The following is an 18324-nucleotide window of genomic DNA, read 5'->3' as shown; positions in this document are numbered from 1 at the left end:
CATACTAATGAGTTGGATAGTGTGAATTTAGAGGGTATTGAGGAGCATTATATTATACGAATACAAATTTATCTTAAGTTGGTGGGTATGTGGTAGCGTCACATGCCTATCAACCTAAGAGGAATTTATATCCATAATTCATAGAAAGCGTTATTCTTTTTGTAGAAATATACAGAAAGGATGGCGTTTTTTTCATTTAAGGGGGAATTTTTTTGTTAGCTTGATAGCGATGGGGCGGGACCCCGATATAAATTTTTTAATCACATTTCGTTATTACAGTAAACATTCCTGTCATACTAGGTGAGTAATCCTTAAAATCATATTTTTCATAAAATTTTTCTTTTCCCTCTGATGCGAATAATCCTACAAACGCTTTATTTGGTGCGTTTTCTTTTAGATACTCTACTAACGCATTCATAATTTTTTTGCCAATACCCATTCCTTGATAATCTGGATGAACTACCACATCTTGAATGTAAAAGTAAATAGCTCCATCCCCAACAATTCTTCCCATTCCTATGGCCTTACTCTCATCCTTAACTGTAACGGCAAAAACAGAATTTTTTAATGATATTTCGGCAACATCAAAGTTCATATAATCTTCCCAACCCACAACTGAACATAAATATTTATATTCTTCTAATGTTGGTGCATAATTTGAGATTGTATATTGTCTTTTCATAAATTCTCCCCCTATCTCTCTATAATTTCAAGTTAGCATTTTTGTACTTCTTTTTCTTCCGAATGTTCAGATTTAAGTATATATCATATTCATGTAAAAGTTAACATAATCCCTCATTGAAGTAGAAGAAACATCTATGCTAGGAAACGTAAAAAATTTTGAAAAAGGATGAGCTTATAGGGGAATCATCCCATATACACCTTGTTTGTAATTAACACATAATGGTATGATTTCAATGTATTTACAGTTAATCATCTATGTTCCACGCTAACGAGTTGGGAATGACAATTCATTCCCCTGCTGACGACTGACGAAGTCGAAAATTTTTTTGGGGTTGGGGTGATCTTATGAAAAAGATAATTGGATTAAGTTTTATTCTATTTGTTGGCATCACATTATCCGGATGTTCAGATATAATAGAAAATTCTTTAGATTCAAGTGATAGAGGTGCTTATGAAGTTGCTACTAAACAAGAAACTGGAAACGGAAGTATTGAATTATTAACATCGACAATTACAACAAAAGATAATCAATTAGAATTTATGACTAAGGGAATTGATGAAAATAAAGTGACCTTTATTTTTGTTGCCAATAAAAAAGTATTTGAACAAAAAATAAAAAATGATGAATCCTACAAACTTAACATTAAGGGTATCAAAGATGCTCATAGGACGGACTACAAACCTAAAGTTCAACTTTTGCAAACTAAAGATGATGCCGAAAATGGAGACATAGTAACCTTTAAACAAGTTAGATATACAGTTGAAAAAGATTAGTTTTATAGTTATTTAAATTCAATTTGATAAACAAAAATAAACCTACATACTATATTACCAAAATTAATAGAATACTAATCGAGACTTATTTGTTTAGTGCTAGAGTTAAAGTTTACTCACGATTTCAAATATTGCTCGGATCAGGCAATAGCCATCGATGGCGGATTAAAATATTCAAGAGTAACGGGAAAACTTGATGATTTTGCCGATCTTACAGAATGGGAAGAAAATGTCCAGTAAAAAAGGTAGCTGCTTGGGTATGTCAACGGTACCGGACCGAACTCGAAAGAGATCGGGAGGATGAGGAGTTGACATACTTACTATGCAACCCTCTTGGTACTGAACAGTTCGCTTCAAAATTTCAATATAAATTTGTTATTTTAACTATTGGGACGAACTAGGAAACATTGATATACAAGACTTCTTGCCTCATATCCCACTTATTTCCCAACAATATAATTCGAATCTACCTTAATAAGATGCTACACGCATTTCATATTTCATTCATGATTAATGTAATCTTACGAAAGCACAGGCACGATTGTAGCTTTTCACAATGCATAAAACAAAAGAATTCCATAACCATACAATAACGTTAACAACAATACTAGTTAGACTCCCGATTAAGGCACTTCCTATAATATCAGATGGATAATGCTGTCCACTCCAAATACGTGAGAATCCTGTTAAAAATGCTAATAACCACATAAAGCACCCAAGAAAACGTTTATAAAAAGGAGAAGGTGCGTCACCCTCTCCTTTCTTCCTTATATTAACGCACCGTCATATCCAAGTTTATAACCATTAATAACGGTATTCACTGCCATTGAACCATCTTTGTAAAGATAATACCACTTGCCTCCTACTGACACCCAGCCTGTTTCCATCGCTCCACTGTTATTCAAGTAGTACCACTTACCTCCTACTGACACCCAGCCTGTTTCCATCGCTCCGCTGCTATTTAAGTAGTACCACTTACCTCCTACTGATACCCAACCAGTTTCCATCGCTCCACTGTTATTTAAGTAGTACCACTTGCCTCCTACTGATACCCAGCCCGTTTGCATTACTCCGCTGTCATTTAGATAATACCATTTGTTTCCTGTTGATACCCAACCTGTTTTCTTTACTCCGTTATTATCGTAGTAATACCATACACCTTGGTCATAAACCCAACCAGATGCTCCCTTTACAATTTGAATTTCTTTTACTGTTTTATTACCACTAACATCAACAAGTTCAATCTTAAATGTATTTACGCTATCTTTTAATGGTACTTCAATATTTTCGACAGTATGCTTAAATGCCCTCATTTCATACGGCTCAACAAATGCATGTGCGTACTCTTCGCTGCCATTCACATATAAACGTGCTTCATCAAAATTGTCTTCAATATCAACACTAATTTTCGCTGATTCTTCATTTTTACCGACATACTTTGGTGCACGTGTTACAGTAAGTTTTGGCGCTTTCGTATCAACGATAAATTGGCGCTGAATAGAAAATTTATTTCCAGAACCATCTCTTGCATACACATCTACAGCATGTATACCATCTTCAAATGGTAAAGTTGTTTTAAACGAATATAGATTTCCTTTTTCGTCTGGTTTTAATTGGATATCTTTTCCGTCAATTTTAAACTCAGCAATACCAGATTCATCAGATACGTTTCCTTCAAAGACAACGTCCTTTGTATTCCACGTCTTCAATGTTTCTGGAGATTTCAAATCAATAACCGGAAGATTTGTTTCTTTTTTGTCATTTACAAATGACACAGTCGCATTATTTGCATAGTCAAACGCAATAACTGCTACATGTAGTCCTGCCGGCACATCTTCTGGTAATGTAAATTTCTTTGTATCTGGCGCTAACATCTCTGGGAATACTTTCGCAATGTTTCCATCTTTATCAACGTAAGCAACGCGTAAATAGTTCACACCCGCCCCACTGTCTTGCGCTCCAATTATTACATCTCCATTGTCAATAAACGATGTTACCACCGGTGCTTTCGTATCAACAATTACTGGATATTTTACCGTTTGTTCTTTTCCATTTAATGTTCCTTTTAACTGAATGTAGTACGTGCCATCTGGGGCTACTTTGTTGTTTATCTTGCCATCCCATGTATAATTATCTGAGATATAAAATTGTCTTTCAGGGCGACTACCATCATAATTCTTTGTTAACAACTCATCTGTACGAATTTTTCTAAGCACTTTTCCTTTTTCATCTACAACAGCAACTTCTAATTTCTCTACATTGCGTAGTAAAGAAAACACTGGCGTTACACGATCATTTAATTCATCTCCATTTGGAGAAATTGCAATTTTATCTTTATGAAACTGCTTTGTAATTTCACTTTTCCCTAAGTATTCACCCTTTTCATTTACTAACCCTGTGCGTCCATAGTATGACTTCTCATCGTATACACCGTTATCAAAAATTGGTGCTTTACTCCAATCTCCCTTAAAACCAACAAATGGAACATGTAACGTTGGCTGTCCATCTTTATCGGCTGCTTCTAATTTAATGAAACCATCAACAAAGTATCCGTTTGGGAATACAGTTTCTGGTGATACTTGTGACGATAGTGAAGAATCGAGAACTGTCACTTTCGATAAATCAATTGTTACATCAAAAGATTTTGTCTTCCCAGCTTCTACTTCAATTGCGGCTGGAGCATTTACTTTTGCACCCTTTAATTCTTGCGACTCAAGCGCCATATGATCAATGCCGTCTTTTTCTTTTACAACTAAATCTGTTTGTACATTCCCGCTCACTTTATACGTTAACGGTTTATCACTAAAGTTTTGGACAGCTAACGTGAATGTTGCTGTATTTCCTTTAATCTCTTTTAGTGCAACTTTTGCCTCACCAGTCTTTTTGTTATATACCATAGCTGGCGTTTCAACAGCTGCATGGAGTTGCATAAGTCCAGCACCTTCACGACGCGGAGATGCATAATTTTCTAAACCTAATTGTGTATTATTGTCGCCTTTCTCCAAAACTGGCTTTGAAGTATTCATTAATAAATTTTTCGTACGTAATACTTTCTCCGCACCTGATAATTTAAATTCCTTCTCAACACGCTCAAGAACAAGTGCAGCTCCCCCAGCTACGTGCGGTGCTGCCATAGATGTACCGTTCATTAAACCATATCGGTCGTTATTTAGTGTAGAATAAATCTTTCCTCCTGGAGCTGTAATTTCTGGTTTAAAATCTAAATTTGGTGTTACTCCCCATGATGTGAAGTCAGACATTGTGCCAGCTTCTTGATTTACAATCTCTAGACGAGATCCATCAAATGTAACCGATACCTTTTTACCTGCTGTTAACAATTCTTTTAATGTATTTCCATCTTTAATACTTACAGAAGCAAGCGGGATTTTCGGTGCATCCAGTGCCATAGACACATAGTCACCGTGAGCAACACGCGGGCGTACGATAATACCAGCAGCTCCTTTTTCTTCTGCTTTCTTTTGGATTTCCGTATAATTTGGATTTGCAGCATCACGAATCGCTACAACAATTTTTCCTTTTACATCTTTTCCTTCGTAATCTTTCTCAGCTCCATCACCAACATATACAAGCTCTACTTCTTTATCTTTCACTGTGTCTAAGAAATTAGGACCTGACTGAGCTTTCCAACCTAGTTTAATAGTTTTATCTCCATCTACTTTCACTTGCATAGCATCTAATTGAATATGAGAATTTTCTACAGAAGCTACTTGCAGAGAATCATGGGCAATGCCTGGAGAACCAACTGTGCCGTAATCAGGATTAGAAGCAAACGGTGTATCCTTTCCTGAACCTGCAAACGCAGAGTTTCCAGCTGAAATAGACATAACAATTCCATTATCAACCGCATTTTGAATAGCTTTTGATTCAGGATTGCTATCATTAACAAATCCAGCAGATGAACCTAAACTCATATTCACAACATCTGCACCTAACTTGATCGCATCATCAATAGCTTTAATGTAAATATCTCCAAATGTAGACTCATAGTTTGGATCGTTACTAAATACTTTTAAAGCTAAAACCTGTGCTTCTGGTGCAACACCTTTAATACCGCCCGTATTTTCATCACCATTTGCCGCAACAGTTCCTGTTACGTGTTGACCGTGCATACTTGCCCCAGGTCCTATATCACGCACTTCTTCATTGTTATCAAAATAATTATATCCGTAAGGAACTTTATCTGTATAAAACTTTCCTTTCATATCATTTTGATCAACTGTTTTTGCTACTTTTTCTTTCGTCAAGCGCTCTTTGGAAGGGTCTGACAATTTCATATCTTTATGTGTATAATCAATTCCTGAGTCAATTACAGCTACAACCATACCTTGTCCTTTATAACCATAATCCCCCCATGTTTGCTGTGATTGTACCATCTCTTTACTTGTAATCATATCTGGTTTCACTTCTGGACGTTTATATTCATTTACAATATGTACACTTTCCACTTCTGGAAGGTCTTGTATTTTTTGAATCTCCTCCGCTTTTACACTACCGCTGAAACCATTATATACAGTATCAAAACTTTCCTTATAGGACATTTGAATGCCCTCTTTTTTAATCTTTTTCTTTACACTGCTTTGCTGACTTTGTACCTGATTTTGAATTTGTTCTTTTTTACTTTTAGAAGTTTTTGCATAGTCCATCCCTTTTTCTTGTGCATATTCCAGAACAGACTTCTCTTTTAATTTCACAATAACTCGCACTTCTTCTTTCTTGTTAAACTGTATATCAGGTGACGAAGTATTAGCTAGCTGTTGTTTTATCTCTTTTGCTACATTCGCTATTTGTGCTGCTTGTCCCGTTTGATTTGTTTCCGCGAATGCCGTTGTTGAAAACAACAAAGGCACTGTAGTAAGCACCGCTACAACCGCTTTATTTTTCTTTTTTTGTCCCATAACGTCTTTACCCCCATAAAACAAAATAAACGGTTTCTGCAATATAAATTTTATATCCCTAACTGAAAAACCGATTATTTAGAATATACATTATTTTCTAATAATAGTAAATATATTTCGACAATTTAAATAAAAAAATATCATTTTTCAACATAAAGCATAACCCTTCACAAATAAAAAACAGAAAAGCCAACTGATTGTTAGCTTTTCTGTTTCATTTATACATTAGTATGATGTCTCATCCATGGGGCAATTTCACTTTTCGCAAGAAGCAAATACCGTTTCGCGCGCTAGTAAAAAACTCATAATTACCTGTGCTGCTACGCGGCTTGTCATATCGCGAAAATCAAGCGTTGGATCGATTTCCACAATATCCATACCCGCCACAAGAGGTTCTTGCCCAAGTACTGTCATTGCATCAAGTAACGTGGTGCTATCCATACCGCCTGGCCCAATTGCCGGACACCCTGGTGCAAAAGCTTGATCTAATACGTCCATATCAACAGAAATATAAATAGATGTAACACCTTGATGGCGTAGTAATTCAATACTTTCTGTAATAATGTCCTTTATATGACGCTCTCTAACATGTTGCATCGTATATACGGTTACTCCATGTTCTTTTGCATATTCATGGTAGGTACGGGCATTAGAAAAGTTTCGAATCCCAATTTGCACCAGTTGCTTCCCTGTAATCACATCATTCTCTAGTAAACTACGAAATGGTGTACCGTTTGACGGTCCGCCATCTTCTAAATTTCGTAAATCATGATGGGCATCAAATTGAATAATCCCAACTTTACCTTTGCTTCTTGCAAAACCACTTATACTTGGAAAGCTAATAGAATGGTCTCCGCCAAGAACAATTGGTACCATCTGTGGATTCAACTTTGTAAGACTCTCTAACGTCTTCGCAATGCGCGCATGACTTTCTTTTATATCCGTGACATGCATCGTAATATCACCGCAATCATACAGAACACTATCTTTCATATCATGCTCTTCTGTAATTGCATACGTACTATAAGCATCTAACATCGCTCGAATCGTGTTCGGTGCAAAGCATGCTCCTGAATGACTAATGGATGGTTTTGAAAGCGGAGCACCAATTAATGCTGCTCCGAAGATTTCTTCGCTTTCATCCCAGCTCTTAATCATATCGCTCCATTTCGTTACTTCACGGTCAATAAACTTTGCATTCTTCTTTAAATAGTGGCCTTGCTCCACGCCTTGTCACCTCTTGTATACGCAATATTCCCTTGCTTCCATACTGTATTTACATGACTAACGCCGTAATGATACGGTACATACGCATAATTGTATGCATCCCATAATACGATGTCCGCCTTACGTCCAACACGGATTTTTCCAGCTGCATCACCGCGATTAATTGCATACGCTGAGTTTACTGTTACAGCATTCCATACTTCTTCTGGTGTCATTTTTAACTTTAACATCGCAATACTCATGATGAGTTGAATATTTTCTGTCGGAGAGCTACCGGGATTGAAATCAGTCGCTAAAGCTACTGCTACACCATCATCAATCATTTTACGGCCTCTCGCAAAGCTTTCTTTATTCAAGTAGAATGTTGTACCTGGCAGCAGTACAGCAACTGTATTTGAATTTGCTAACATCTCAATCCCTTTATCAGATGCTCCAACTAAATGGTCAGCTGATGCTGCACCAATCTCAGCAGCTGCTTCCGCACCGCCAAGTGGATCAATTTCGTCCGCATGCATTTTCACATCAAAACCAAGTTCTTTTGCCTTGAGTAAAAATTCTTTTGATTCTTCAACAGAGAATACTCCTGTTTCACAGAAAATATCAACAAACTCTGCTAATTGCTTTTCCTTAATTTCTGGTAACAAGTCAAGCATCCACTGTAAAAATTCTTTTGATTTTCCCTTATATTCTTTCGGCACTGCATGAGCCCCTAAGAACGTTGACACAACATCAATTGGATGCTCCTTCTGAACTTGTGCTGCCGCCTCTAATTGTTTCCACTCAGTTACGTCATCTAATCCATAACCGCTCTTCGCTTCCATTGTTGTTACACCAAAAGACAACATGCGGTCTAGGTGGAATTTTGCCTTTTCAACAAGTTCATCTTTTGTTGCTTGTTTTGTAGCATTTACAGTAGAAAGAATTCCGCCGCCTTTTTCTAAGATCTCTAAATACGGTACACCTTGTAGTTTGAGAGCAATTTCATTTTCACGAGAGCCGCCAAATACAAGGTGTGTATGCGGATCCACAAGACCTGGTGAAACCATTTTCCCTTCGCAATCCACAACTTCTTTTGCATGTAATTCCTTCGCTTCTTCCATTGTTCCTACGAATGTGATAACACCATTTTCAATACCTACCGCACCGTTTTCAATGACAGGAAGCGTATTCATCGCTTCCCGTCGTAGTAATCCATCTTCTTGATCCATTGTTAATAATTGACCGATATTCGTTAGTAACATGTCTAGCATATTTTCTCCCCCTTACTTCATCATCGGAATATTAACGCCTTTTTCTTTCGCTGTTTGCACCGCAAGGTCATATCCAGCATCAACGTGACGAACAACACCCATTCCAGGGTCAGAAGTTAAGACGCGTTCAATTCGTTTTGCTGCTGCTTCCGTTCCATCCGCAACAATAACCATTCCCGCATGAAGAGAATATCCCATACCAACACCGCCGCCGTGGTGAACAGACACCCAGCTTGCGCCGTTTACACTGTTAATTAACGCATTTAAAATTGGCCAGTCAGCTACAGCATCACTGCCATCTTTCATTGCTTCTGTTTCACGGTTTGGCGAAGCAACAGATCCGCAGTCTAAATGATCGCGGCCGATAACGATTGGTGCAGATAATTCACCGTTCGCTACCATTTCATTAATAATACGGCCAAATTTCGCACGCTCTCCGTATCCTAACCAACAAATACGAGATGGAAGTCCTTGGAATTCAACTTGGTCACGCGCCATACGAATCCAATTACATAAATGCTCATTATCAGCAAATTCACGTAAAATAACTTCATCTGTTTTATAAATATCTTCTGGATCACCAGAAAGTGCTACCCAGCGGAATGGTCCTTTTCCTTCACAAAATAGCGGACGAATAAATGCTGGAACAAATCCTGGGAAATCGAATGCATTTTTTAAGCCTTCATCAAATGCAACCTGACGAATGTTGTTACCATAATCAAACGTAATTGCACCGTTCTTTTGCATATCAAGCATTGCTTCCACATGCTTTTTCATGCTTTCTTTTGATAATTGTACGTAGCGCTCTGGATCTTCTTGACGAAGCACAGCAGCTTCTTCTAATGAATAACCAACTGGAACATAACCATTTAACGGATCATGTGCAGATGTTTGGTCTGTTACTAAGTCTGGTGTAATGCCGCGTTTTACAAGCTCTGGTAAAATTTCAGCTGCATTACCTAATAATCCAATCGAAATAGGCTCTTTCTTTTCTTTATATTCCTTCGCAACAGCTAATGCTTCTTCAAGAGATTCTGTATACATATCACAGTATCTCTTTTCAATACGGCGATCGATGCTGCGTTTATCAACGTCAATTGCAATCACAACACCGCCGTTCATCGTAACAGCAAGCGGCTGTGCACCACCCATACCGCCAAGACCAGCAGTAATTGTTAATGTCCCTTTTAATGAACCGCCAAAATGTTGACGTGCTGCTTCACCAAATGTTTCATACGTTCCTTGTAAAATCCCTTGTGTACCAATGTAAATCCAGCTACCAGCTGTCATTTGGCCATACATCATTAAGCCTTTTTTCTCAAGGTCACGGAAATGCTCCCATGTTGCCCATTTTGGTACTAAATTTGAGTTTGCTAGAAGAACGCGCGGTGCATCTTCATGAGATTTGAAAATTGCAACCGGTTTCCCAGATTGAACTAATAATGTTTCATCACTCTCTAAATTTTTAAGAGATTCTACAATTGCATGATAGCTATCCCAGTTACGAGCAGCACGGCCGATACCACCGTATACAACAAGCTCTTCCGGCTTTTCTGCTACTTCAGGATCAAGATTATTCATAAGCATACGAAGTGCTGCTTCTTGTACCCAACCTTTTGCATTTAACTCAGTACCTCTTGGTGCGCGAATTGTTTGTTTTACATTTTCCATTGTAATCTCTCCCTTATTATAGTGTTGTATTTGCATTAATGCGGTCCATTGTCCAATTTGTTGTTCTTAACCAATGAGCCGTGTTTTCAATATCTGTTGAAAAAATACGATCATTTTTAATAGATGGAACGATTTGGCGAACTTGGTGATAAAACGCTTTCGTTTGCGTGCTCATTTGTTCAATACCGCGGTACTCAGCTGCTTGCATCGCACAAATTGTTTCAATTGCTAGTACGCGGCGTACATTTTGAATAATTTGATGTGCATGACGCGACGCAATTGTTCCCATACTTACGTGATCTTCTTGATTTGCTGATGATGGAATAGAATCTACACTCGCTGGATGAGCTAACGTTTTATTTTCTGAAACAAGTGCTGCTGCAGCATATTGCATAATCATCGCACCGGATTGAAGACCTGGTTCTGGACTTAAGAACGGTGGTAAATCGTTTAACTGCGGATTGACAAGTCTCTCAATACGACGTTCAGAAATATTTGCAAGCTCTGCCATTCCTACCTTTAAGAAATCCATTGCAAACGCAATTGGCTGTCCGTGGAAGTTTCCACCAGAAATTACTTTTTGACCGCCGTCAAAAATAAGCGGATTGTCAGTTGCGGCATTCATTTCAATTTCTAACTTTTCTTTCACATAATTCAACACTTGCCAAGATGCTCCGTGCACTTGTGGAATGCAGCGAAGTGAGTACGCATCTTGTACACGAAGTTCCCCTTGTTTCGTAACAAGTTTGCTATCATGAAGCACATTACGAATACGATTTGCAACTTCTACTTGCTCTTTATATCCACGTGCAAGATGAACATCTTCATCAAATGCATCGATAATGCCTTGTAATCCTTCAATCGTCATTGAAGCAATTAATTCTGCTTGATAAGCGATTGCTTCTGCTTCTAAATACGCTACAATCCCTTGTGCAGTCATTGCTTGTGTTCCGTTAATAAGCGCTAATCCTTCTTTTGCTTCTAATGTGATTGGTTCTAAACCTTCTTTTGTCAAAGCGATCATCGTGTGAACACGCTCGCCTTTATAAAACACTTCCCCTTCTCCTAGTAAAGCAAGAGCAAGATGAGAAAGCGGTGCTAGATCTCCGCTCGCTCCAAGTGAACCTTGCTGCGGAACAACGGGATGAATTTGACGATTCACAAGTTCAAGAAGCATATTTACAACAAGTGGTCTAACACCAGAAATACCCTTCAACATTGTATTTGCACGTAACACAAGCATAGCGCGTGATACTTCTTCAGAGAAAGGTTCCCCAACACCACATGCATGAGATTGGATTAAATTATGTTGAAGCGCTTTCACATCTTCTTTTTGAATTAGTACATCACTAAATTTTCCAAATCCTGTTGTAATGCCGTAAACTACTTTACCTTCTTCAACAATTTGTTCTACAGCTTGCCTACATTCTGTAACTTTTTGCATGCTATTTGGACAAGCAGTTACCTGCTCTCTTTCAAACAGTATTCGTTTCATTTCTTGTAATGTTAATGAATGTCCAGTTAACGTAATCATAATTTTCCTCCTTTTAAAAAAAGCAAAAGGGGACCTTATCTTTTTAAGACAGACTAATGTCCTAAAAAGTAAGGCCCCCTCTTAACTAATTAACTATGGGCAGTTTTTTATATGTGATTAATACCTAATCCAATCGCCTCATGCTCAGATCCTTTCACAGGCGCACCTATCGTACCATATAACGCCACAGCAACCCATTCGCCTTCTTTTTCACCGTCGTATGGTGTGCCGCGCACAATCGCAAATCGAAGCCCTACTGTACGAAGAACGTCTGCTAACTGAATCTGTCCTCTCGTTACTCCGTACAACGCTTCCATAATTGCATGGTAAAGCGCGTGTGTTTCTCTGTAAACGTCTGTTTGAATAACATGGTTACTACGTGCAGCTGTTTCCATTGCAGCAACAACTTTTTGCGAATTCATTGAACCAACTTTGCCCGTACAATATGTCCATCCTTTTGGAAGGGATAAAATCGGACTCTCGTGTTCCTCCGCAAGTGCAAGAAGCATCGCCATGCGACCAATTCGTTGTGTTCCATGAAGAAGCATGTGACTCTCTCTTTTCTTTTGAATTGTTTAAATATTTCTTAATTTAAGAATAAATGAAAACGTTTAAATCGTCAATGGTTTACTATAAAAATTTTAATAAAAAATATTTATCACACATTTTTTTACAAAAGTAACCTGCAATTGTGTACACAATTTGTTTACAGCAAAATTTGACGCATGCTATATTCTCTCTAACGGCTTAGAGGAGGAAGAAAATGGTCAAAAGAAAAGATATTCATTTTAGAATATGTAACGACTTGCTAGAAAGATTTGATTCAGCTTTGGCATATGAAGGGCTTAACAAAACAGAAGTGTTAACGCATGCCATTCGAAATTTTTGTGCGCAAGTGGAATCTCAAAAGATGAATGATGTAAAACGGCAATATACAGTGAATGACCATCTGCAAGTACGAATCGATACACATCTAAAATATGAAGAAAAACCAGTAGATTTAGATAAAATAGTAATTTCTCAATTGCAATTAACAGCACAAGAAAAAATATTAGATATTGGCTGTGCATCTGGAAAATTTCTTATAACATTACAAAAACTTGGTCACCAAGGTCAGCTTACAGGGTTAGATCAATCCCCCACTATGATTCAAGAAGCAAAAAATAACAGTAGCAATAAAAGAACTATTGAATGGGTAATTGGAAATGCGACGAAACTCCCTTTTCCCTATAATTTTTACGATTGGGTTATTGCACGTCACATGTTGTATCATGTAACCGATGTCGAAAAGACTATTCGAGGGTTTAAAAATATTATCGGTCCAGATGGTGGTTTTCTAGCTACAACAAATTCCTATGCGTCATTACCACGTATAGAAGAAATGTGTAATCGAATGTTACTCGCATTTGGGTTACCTGAAAAGTCACCTACGGCTAGTCCATTTTGTTTAGAAAACGGTAAAGAACTATTGAGCGCAGTTTTTCCTATTGTTGAGGAAACTGTTATTCACAACTCTCTTCTTTTCCATGAATCTGCACCTATTGTAAATTATATAGCAAGTATGTTTCCATCGCTAAATATTCCAGATGATTTTCACTTACATACAGAGATGAAAAAATGGTTACAAGTTGAAATAGAACGGATTTTATCTCACCACAACGGCATATGGCGCGATCCGAAGGCTGTTGCGGTTTATCGCTGTAGAAAATAACAAAAATTGTACATACACAAGGCTGTCTTTTTTGAAGACAGCTTTCTTTATGAAAAGATCCTTCTCTTATCAAACTATTATTCTTTCAACATGTTTTCCATCATTACGTTTCTTTGTCCATGATAAAAGTTACATTTATGTTCTGTATATACACCGCAATATTTAGCAATGGCAAGTCCGAAATCGACAAATGCATGTCCTTGTGCTGTAATAATATTTTGATGACATACTACCTCTTTATAGATAAAATGTTCCTTAGAAAAACAATCTAATTTTCTATAATCTAATGTAACAGTATATGAAATATGTTGTAGAATACCAGCAGTTGCTAATACAAACGGTCCTCCGCATATCGCAGCAACTAGCTTCTCTTTTTTATACATTTGACGTACAAGTTCAAATAATAGTTCCGAATCTTTTACGTGTACTAAATCACCACCAGGAATAATAATTCCTTCATAATCATCTATATATACCTCACTTAGTTCATAATGTGGTTTCACTTGTAATCCTGTTTCACTTACAACAATCTCTTTTGTTAATCCAACTGTTTCAACTACATAAGAATCTTTTAAAGCAGCAGTAGCAACTGTAATTTCAAATTCTGCAAAAGTAGGATAAATCAAAACTAATATTTTTTTCCTCATATACCAGTCTCCTCTAACCATTTTGTAAAACAGTATTCCACTTCCTCTACTGACTTTGCATCTACATTCAAATACGTGACTGGAAATTGTTCATACCATCTTTTCTCTATTTCTATTAATTTTATTTGTTCTTCAAATGTACTTCGTTGTCTTACATCATCAAATTCTTTTCTTTTTTGTAGTACTTCTTTTGAAGCAGCCAAATAAAAAATAGCCTGTGAACGACATTTCCGTAGTTCCCTTAATTCATTTGACATTTCTCTTTCAATGTCCCAATTTTCCCCTATTAGTTTTGGATAATGTAATGTAAAAAATTCAATATCTTCAGGTCCGCGATCAAAAATGGTAATATCATTAGGTAACTGCTGAAATTCTTCTATTTTCGCTTCAATAAAAAGTTTCTGATTTGCAATAAATCCTTCTTTTGTACCAATATCTAACTGCATTTCTTTCCTCTTTTGGACAATTGGATACGGATTTTCGTACACAATCCGTATTCCCTTTTGTTCTAATCTTTTTGCTAACGTTGTTTTTCCACTTGCCATAGACCCTTGTAATGATATAATATTTCTCATTTTCTTCATCCTTTTTATCCAAAAGTTGTTTATCATTCCTTAAACCTTTTATTCCAATGCCTTCTTTCATTAAAATCAGATTCCCTCAATCTTCTAAAGATTTATTAACAGCTTCAACAGCATGTATGAAAGCCGTATCAAATAATGGAACGCTAGAATCCTCTGGTTTTACTAATAACCCAATTTCTGTACAGCCCAATATAATTCCTTCAGCTCCGTTATAAACTAAACGTTTAATTACTTCTTTGTAGTAATCTCTTGATTTTTGATACACTTTTCCTAAGCATAATTCTTCATAAATCACTTTATTTACAATTTCTCTATCATTTTCATTTGGAACTATCACCTTTATACCGTTTGATTCTAATCTAGATTTATAAAATTCTTGCTCCATCGTATATTTTGTTCCAAGTAAACCTACCGTGCTAATTCCTTTCTTTTTCACTTGATTGGCTGTAGCATCGGCAATATGTAAAATAGGAATATTGATTTTTTCTTTTACGTCATCTACAATTTTGTGCATCGTATTTGTGCATATAATAATAAAACCAGCGCCACCTTTTTCTAATGAAAATGCAGCTTCCCCCAACACTTCACCTGCTTGTTTCCAGTTATCCTCTGATTGATAACGTTCAATTTCTTCAAAATCAACGCTATATAAAAGACACTTTGCTGAATGCAATCCTCCTAATTTGTTTTTTATTTCTTCGTTAATAATCCGATAATACTCTACAGTTGATTCCCAGCTCATTCCACCAATAAGCCCAATCGTTTTCATAATTTTCCTCCCTGCAAAAATCTTCTCTATTAATTATATGGAATTTTCAAAATTATAAGCAAGATACTTCTTACCTTGTTTCCTTTTTCCATCTGTCTTATAATAAAAAACAGAGATTAAATTGAACGTATTTTTCCGTTATGTAAGCTTGAAAAACCAAGCTTACATTATTTTTTGCTTTTCCTTTTCTTTTAAAAGGAGTATACTATATAGGAACATATGTTCTTTTTACTACATACAGTAAGGAGCTTGAACAATGGTATACGACACAAAGGTACGATCATGGAACGAAACATTGAAACAATTACAAAAGCGTTATACTGGAGAAGCAGTTGAAAATCGCAAGCAGTTTGAAGACATTGAACTTATGACTTTCTTTCAAAACAACGAATATATTGCCCTTCCTACACATATTAGCGGCTTATCAATAGCACGCTTTACTTCTTATTCTATTTTCACTACCGAGGATAAAAATCGCAAAGTTGGCACGCTAATCATCGAATATTTCGAAGATGATACAGAAACATTCCGAATTGAACAATTATACTTTGTATAAGAAAGCTTGGCCAATAGGTCAAGCTTTCTTGCTTTCTATGAATCTCACTGCTTATAATAAAAAAAAGAATCGGTTTCTAATAACATAAAGGGGGAATTATGTTGCTTGAAGGATGGTTCAGTTGGTTTATTGTCATATGGACAGTTATTTTACTAGGACTCATGTCCATTGGTGGATACTTTATGTTCCGAAAATTCTTAAAACGATTACCAAAAGAAGATGGTATGTCCATTTTAGATTGGGAACAACATTATATCGATGAAACGAGGCATTTATGGAAAGCTGAGCAAAAGGCTTTATTAGAAGAACTTGTCAGCCCTGTTCCAGAGCTATTTCGCGACGTCGCTCGGTCTAAAATTGCTGGTAAAATTGGAGAACTCGCCTTAGAAGAACAAGCATCACAAATAACGGAAGATTTAATCATTAAAGGATATATTCTAGCAACTCCAAAACGGGATCATAAATTTTTAATTAAAAAATTAAAAGAAAAGCAAATTGACTACTCACGTTATCAATCGTTGCTAGCCAATTGAGCTTCCCCGCACCTTATGCTTCGCGCTTGAGGTGCGGGGATGAATCACCATGTATGATAAAAACCTCAAGAATTCTTGAGGTTTTTACGTTAATTTCATATCGTTTTTATTATAAAAATCATCTTGTTTTTTCATTTCTTTTTGCAACTTCGTAAACGAACGATACATTGCAACGCGCCAAGATATAATCATAGCAAATGCAAGTAAGAAAAACATTCCACTTAATTGTCCTACATCAAGTGACTGACTTAAATATGATTTAAACGCAATGCGAACAACAAGTAGACCGATTAAAATAAAGACAAACGCTTTAGAACGTTTTAAATAAATCTCTTGTCCACGTATTTCAAATTTTGATGTTTTAATAAGAAAAATAGAAAAGATTAACCCTACAATAATTGCTTCTAATATTTCTTGTCCTGTTAGACGAAATTCAGGGAGAAGATACATAATTGCACCCGTACTCATAAAGATTGGTGGAAGTACAATTTTCTTCAAAGTAGCTGGTTTCTTTGCTGCTTTCAAACGAATAAACATGACTCCGACAGCCATACAAACCGCCATAATACTTGATAAAAGAGCTAAATTCATTCGTACTCACCCTTTATTTTGGAAATATAGTCTCATTATATGCTTTTCTTTTAGTATTGCCAGTTTTCTATAAAAAAAACTAAAATCCTTTAAATCCACCAAATAAATTCGAAAAGAATATAGTGATTTTTGTAAGACCATTAAAATAAAGTAATACACCCATTGCAATCATAATATAACCGCCAATTTTAACGAACGATGCACTATGCTTTTTAATCCAAGTCATTTTTGTAATAAAGAACGACAAAATAAAGAATGGAATTGCAAAACCAAGTATGTAAGCAATCATATATAACATCGCTGATTGTGGATTTGTCGCAGCAAGTGCAATAACTGACACTAAAATCGGTCCTGTACAAGGTGTCCATCCCGCAGCAAATGCGATTCCAATTAAAGTAGAACCAAAGTAACCACTCGGTCTACTTTTAAATGTAATTTTTTTATCTTGCATTAAGAATGTTGGTTTAAACACTCCTACTATAATGAGACCGAAAGCAACAATAAAAATAGCTCCTAATTGGCGAATTAGATTTTGATAATCTACAAAAAATGTCCCTACAAAGCTTGTTCCAAAACCGATTGCAATAAAAATAATCGAAAACCCAATTAAGAAAAATGCTGTATGCAACATACTCCGTTTACGAAGCATGGCATTCTCCTCTTTTAAATCAGAAATAGACATCCCTGTTATGTACGATAAAAATGCTGGGTAGAGCGGTAAACAACATGGAGAAATAAATGATAAAAAACCTGCCCCAAACGCTAAAAAGATATTAATGTCTTGCATATTCCGCCTCCTCTCTTCTCATTTATTGTAGCAAAATTCACAGCGAATACCATGAAAAATTCATGAACTTACTATTATCACTATGAATAT

18 protein-coding genes are annotated in these 18324 nt (G+C 36.4%); 5 read left to right on the top strand and 13 right to left on the bottom strand.

The annotated features are described in order from the left end of the window. Positions 1 to 256 precede the first annotated feature (256 nt). Positions 257 to 682, bottom strand: a complete 426-nt coding sequence (locus tag AB1279_RS09415) for a GNAT family N-acetyltransferase (protein WP_429758519.1) — start codon at positions 680 to 682, stop codon at positions 257 to 259. Between the two features lie 347 nt (positions 683 to 1029). Here AB1279_RS09415 and AB1279_RS09410 point away from each other — a divergent pair, with 347 nt between their 5' ends. Both AB1279_RS09410 and AB1279_RS09405 read left to right on the top strand, forming a co-directional pair. Further along, positions 1030 to 1458 carry a hypothetical protein gene (locus AB1279_RS09410; protein WP_429758518.1) on the top strand — a complete coding sequence of 143 codons (429 nt, stop codon included), beginning with the start codon at positions 1030 to 1032 and terminating at the stop codon, positions 1456 to 1458. Positions 1459 to 1554: 96 nt separating this feature from the next. Continuing rightward, positions 1555 to 1698: a DUF7695 domain-containing protein gene (locus tag AB1279_RS09405; protein WP_429758517.1), complete on the top strand. Its 144-nt coding sequence runs from the start codon at positions 1555 to 1557 to the stop codon at positions 1696 to 1698. 270 nt (positions 1699 to 1968) lie between these two features. On the opposite strand, the gene AB1279_RS09400 is transcribed toward AB1279_RS09405, so the two are convergent. From AB1279_RS09400 to hutP, 7 genes are all read right to left on the bottom strand, one after another. Further along, complete coding sequence (locus AB1279_RS09400) at positions 1969 to 2166, bottom strand: phosphatase PAP2 family protein (RefSeq protein WP_429758516.1); 198 nt, start codon at positions 2164 to 2166, stop codon at positions 1969 to 1971. A 59-nt stretch (positions 2167 to 2225) separates the two neighbouring features. Then, positions 2226 to 6374 carry a S8 family serine peptidase gene (locus tag AB1279_RS09395; RefSeq protein WP_429758515.1) on the bottom strand — a complete coding sequence of 1383 codons (4149 nt, stop codon included), beginning with the start codon at positions 6372 to 6374 and terminating at the stop codon, positions 2226 to 2228. A gap of 255 nt (positions 6375 to 6629) precedes the next feature. After that, on the bottom strand, positions 6630 to 7601 hold the full coding sequence (gene hutG / locus AB1279_RS09390; protein WP_429758514.1) for a formimidoylglutamase: 972 nt from the start codon (positions 7599 to 7601) through the stop codon (positions 6630 to 6632). Beyond that, positions 7580 to 8851, bottom strand: a complete 1272-nt coding sequence (hutI, locus tag AB1279_RS09385; RefSeq protein WP_429758513.1) for an imidazolonepropionase — start codon at positions 8849 to 8851, stop codon at positions 7580 to 7582. Before hutI ends, hutG begins: the two co-directional genes overlap by 22 nt. Before the next feature lie 12 nt (positions 8852 to 8863). After that, the gene (gene hutU, locus AB1279_RS09380) at positions 8864 to 10522 is read right to left on the bottom strand and encodes a urocanate hydratase (RefSeq protein ID WP_429758512.1); all 1659 of its coding nucleotides are present in this window, start codon (positions 10520 to 10522) and stop codon (positions 8864 to 8866) included. Positions 10523 to 10538: 16 nt separating this feature from the next. Further along, entirely contained in the window at positions 10539 to 12056 is a 1518-nt protein-coding gene (gene hutH, locus AB1279_RS09375) for a histidine ammonia-lyase (RefSeq protein WP_429748693.1), read from the bottom strand. A 107-nt stretch (positions 12057 to 12163) separates the two neighbouring features. After that, positions 12164 to 12604 carry a hut operon transcriptional regulator HutP gene (gene hutP, locus AB1279_RS09370; protein ID WP_429748692.1) on the bottom strand — a complete coding sequence of 147 codons (441 nt, stop codon included), beginning with the start codon at positions 12602 to 12604 and terminating at the stop codon, positions 12164 to 12166. A 215-nt stretch (positions 12605 to 12819) separates the two neighbouring features. Here hutP and AB1279_RS09365 point away from each other — a divergent pair, with 215 nt between their 5' ends. Further along, on the top strand, positions 12820 to 13767 hold the full coding sequence (locus AB1279_RS09365; protein WP_429758511.1) for a class I SAM-dependent methyltransferase: 948 nt from the start codon (positions 12820 to 12822) through the stop codon (positions 13765 to 13767). Between the two features lie 77 nt (positions 13768 to 13844). On the opposite strand, the gene AB1279_RS09360 is transcribed toward AB1279_RS09365, so the two are convergent. The 3 genes from AB1279_RS09360 to AB1279_RS09350 form a co-directional block, all read right to left on the bottom strand. After that, complete coding sequence (locus tag AB1279_RS09360) at positions 13845 to 14414, bottom strand: DJ-1/PfpI family protein (RefSeq protein WP_429758510.1); 570 nt, start codon at positions 14412 to 14414, stop codon at positions 13845 to 13847. After that, positions 14411 to 14998: an AAA family ATPase gene (locus tag AB1279_RS09355; protein WP_429758509.1), complete on the bottom strand. Its 588-nt coding sequence runs from the start codon at positions 14996 to 14998 to the stop codon at positions 14411 to 14413. The genes AB1279_RS09360 and AB1279_RS09355 overlap by 4 nt, the downstream gene beginning before the upstream one ends. 76 nt (positions 14999 to 15074) lie before the next feature. Beyond that, positions 15075 to 15767 (bottom strand): aspartate/glutamate racemase family protein, encoded by a 693-nt coding sequence (locus tag AB1279_RS09350; protein ID WP_429758508.1) that lies wholly within the window; start codon positions 15765 to 15767, stop codon positions 15075 to 15077. Between the two features lie 256 nt (positions 15768 to 16023). Here AB1279_RS09350 and AB1279_RS09345 point away from each other — a divergent pair, with 256 nt between their 5' ends. Further along, positions 16024 to 16323, top strand: coding sequence for a hypothetical protein (locus AB1279_RS09345; RefSeq protein ID WP_429748688.1), 300 nt, complete (start codon positions 16024 to 16026; stop codon positions 16321 to 16323). 101 nt (positions 16324 to 16424) lie between these two features. Next, positions 16425 to 16856 carry a DUF2621 domain-containing protein gene (locus AB1279_RS09340; protein WP_429748687.1) on the top strand — a complete coding sequence of 144 codons (432 nt, stop codon included), beginning with the start codon at positions 16425 to 16427 and terminating at the stop codon, positions 16854 to 16856. Positions 16857 to 16940: 84 nt separating this feature from the next. Here the strand turns inward: AB1279_RS09340 and AB1279_RS09335 are convergent, their stop codons facing one another. Together AB1279_RS09335 and AB1279_RS09330 are read right to left on the bottom strand one after the other, a co-directional pair. Continuing rightward, positions 16941 to 17447: a CcdC family protein gene (locus AB1279_RS09335; protein WP_429748685.1), complete on the bottom strand. Its 507-nt coding sequence runs from the start codon at positions 17445 to 17447 to the stop codon at positions 16941 to 16943. Between the two features lie 79 nt (positions 17448 to 17526). After that, positions 17527 to 18234: a cytochrome c biogenesis CcdA family protein gene (locus tag AB1279_RS09330; protein ID WP_429758507.1), complete on the bottom strand. Its 708-nt coding sequence runs from the start codon at positions 18232 to 18234 to the stop codon at positions 17527 to 17529. Between the last annotated feature and the right edge of the window lie 90 nt (positions 18235 to 18324).

This window comes from Bacillus sp. S14(2024) (assembly GCF_050473785.1).
Classification (GTDB): Bacteria; Bacillota; Bacilli; order Bacillales; family Bacillaceae_G; genus Bacillus_A; species Bacillus_A yunxiaonensis.
Note: the sequence above shows the minus strand (reverse complement) of the source record. Positions and strands in the feature narration are given on the sequence as shown.

What these genes read in the sequence shown, in the direction of transcription:
- AB1279_RS09415 (WP_429758519.1), bottom strand. Translation starts at nt 682, where the DNA reads ATGAAAAGACAATATACAATCTCAAATTATGCACCAACATTAGAAGAA.
- AB1279_RS09410 (WP_429758518.1), top strand. Translation starts at nt 1,030, where the DNA reads ATGAAAAAGATAATTGGATTAAGTTTTATTCTATTTGTTGGCATCACA.
- AB1279_RS09400 (WP_429758516.1), bottom strand. Translation starts at nt 2,166, where the DNA reads ATGTGGTTATTAGCATTTTTAACAGGATTCTCACGTATTTGGAGTGGA.
- AB1279_RS09395 (WP_429758515.1), bottom strand. Translation starts at nt 6,374, where the DNA reads ATGGGACAAAAAAAGAAAAATAAAGCGGTTGTAGCGGTGCTTACTACA.
- hutI (WP_429758513.1), bottom strand. Translation starts at nt 8,851, where the DNA reads ATGCTAGACATGTTACTAACGAATATCGGTCAATTATTAACAATGGAT.
- hutU (WP_429758512.1), bottom strand. Translation starts at nt 10,522, where the DNA reads ATGGAAAATGTAAAACAAACAATTCGCGCACCAAGAGGTACTGAGTTA.
- hutH (WP_429748693.1), bottom strand. Translation starts at nt 12,056, where the DNA reads ATGATTACGTTAACTGGACATTCATTAACATTACAAGAAATGAAACGA.
- hutP (WP_429748692.1), bottom strand. Translation starts at nt 12,604, where the DNA reads ATGCTTCTTCATGGAACACAACGAATTGGTCGCATGGCGATGCTTCTT.
- AB1279_RS09365 (WP_429758511.1), top strand. Translation starts at nt 12,820, where the DNA reads ATGGTCAAAAGAAAAGATATTCATTTTAGAATATGTAACGACTTGCTA.
- AB1279_RS09360 (WP_429758510.1), bottom strand. Translation starts at nt 14,414, where the DNA reads ATGAGGAAAAAAATATTAGTTTTGATTTATCCTACTTTTGCAGAATTT.
- AB1279_RS09355 (WP_429758509.1), bottom strand. Translation starts at nt 14,998, where the DNA reads ATGAAGAAAATGAGAAATATTATATCATTACAAGGGTCTATGGCAAGT.
- AB1279_RS09350 (WP_429758508.1), bottom strand. Translation starts at nt 15,767, where the DNA reads ATGAAAACGATTGGGCTTATTGGTGGAATGAGCTGGGAATCAACTGTA.
- AB1279_RS09345 (WP_429748688.1), top strand. Translation starts at nt 16,024, where the DNA reads ATGGTATACGACACAAAGGTACGATCATGGAACGAAACATTGAAACAA.
- AB1279_RS09335 (WP_429748685.1), bottom strand. Translation starts at nt 17,447, where the DNA reads ATGAATTTAGCTCTTTTATCAAGTATTATGGCGGTTTGTATGGCTGTC.
- AB1279_RS09330 (WP_429758507.1), bottom strand. Translation starts at nt 18,234, where the DNA reads ATGCAAGACATTAATATCTTTTTAGCGTTTGGGGCAGGTTTTTTATCA.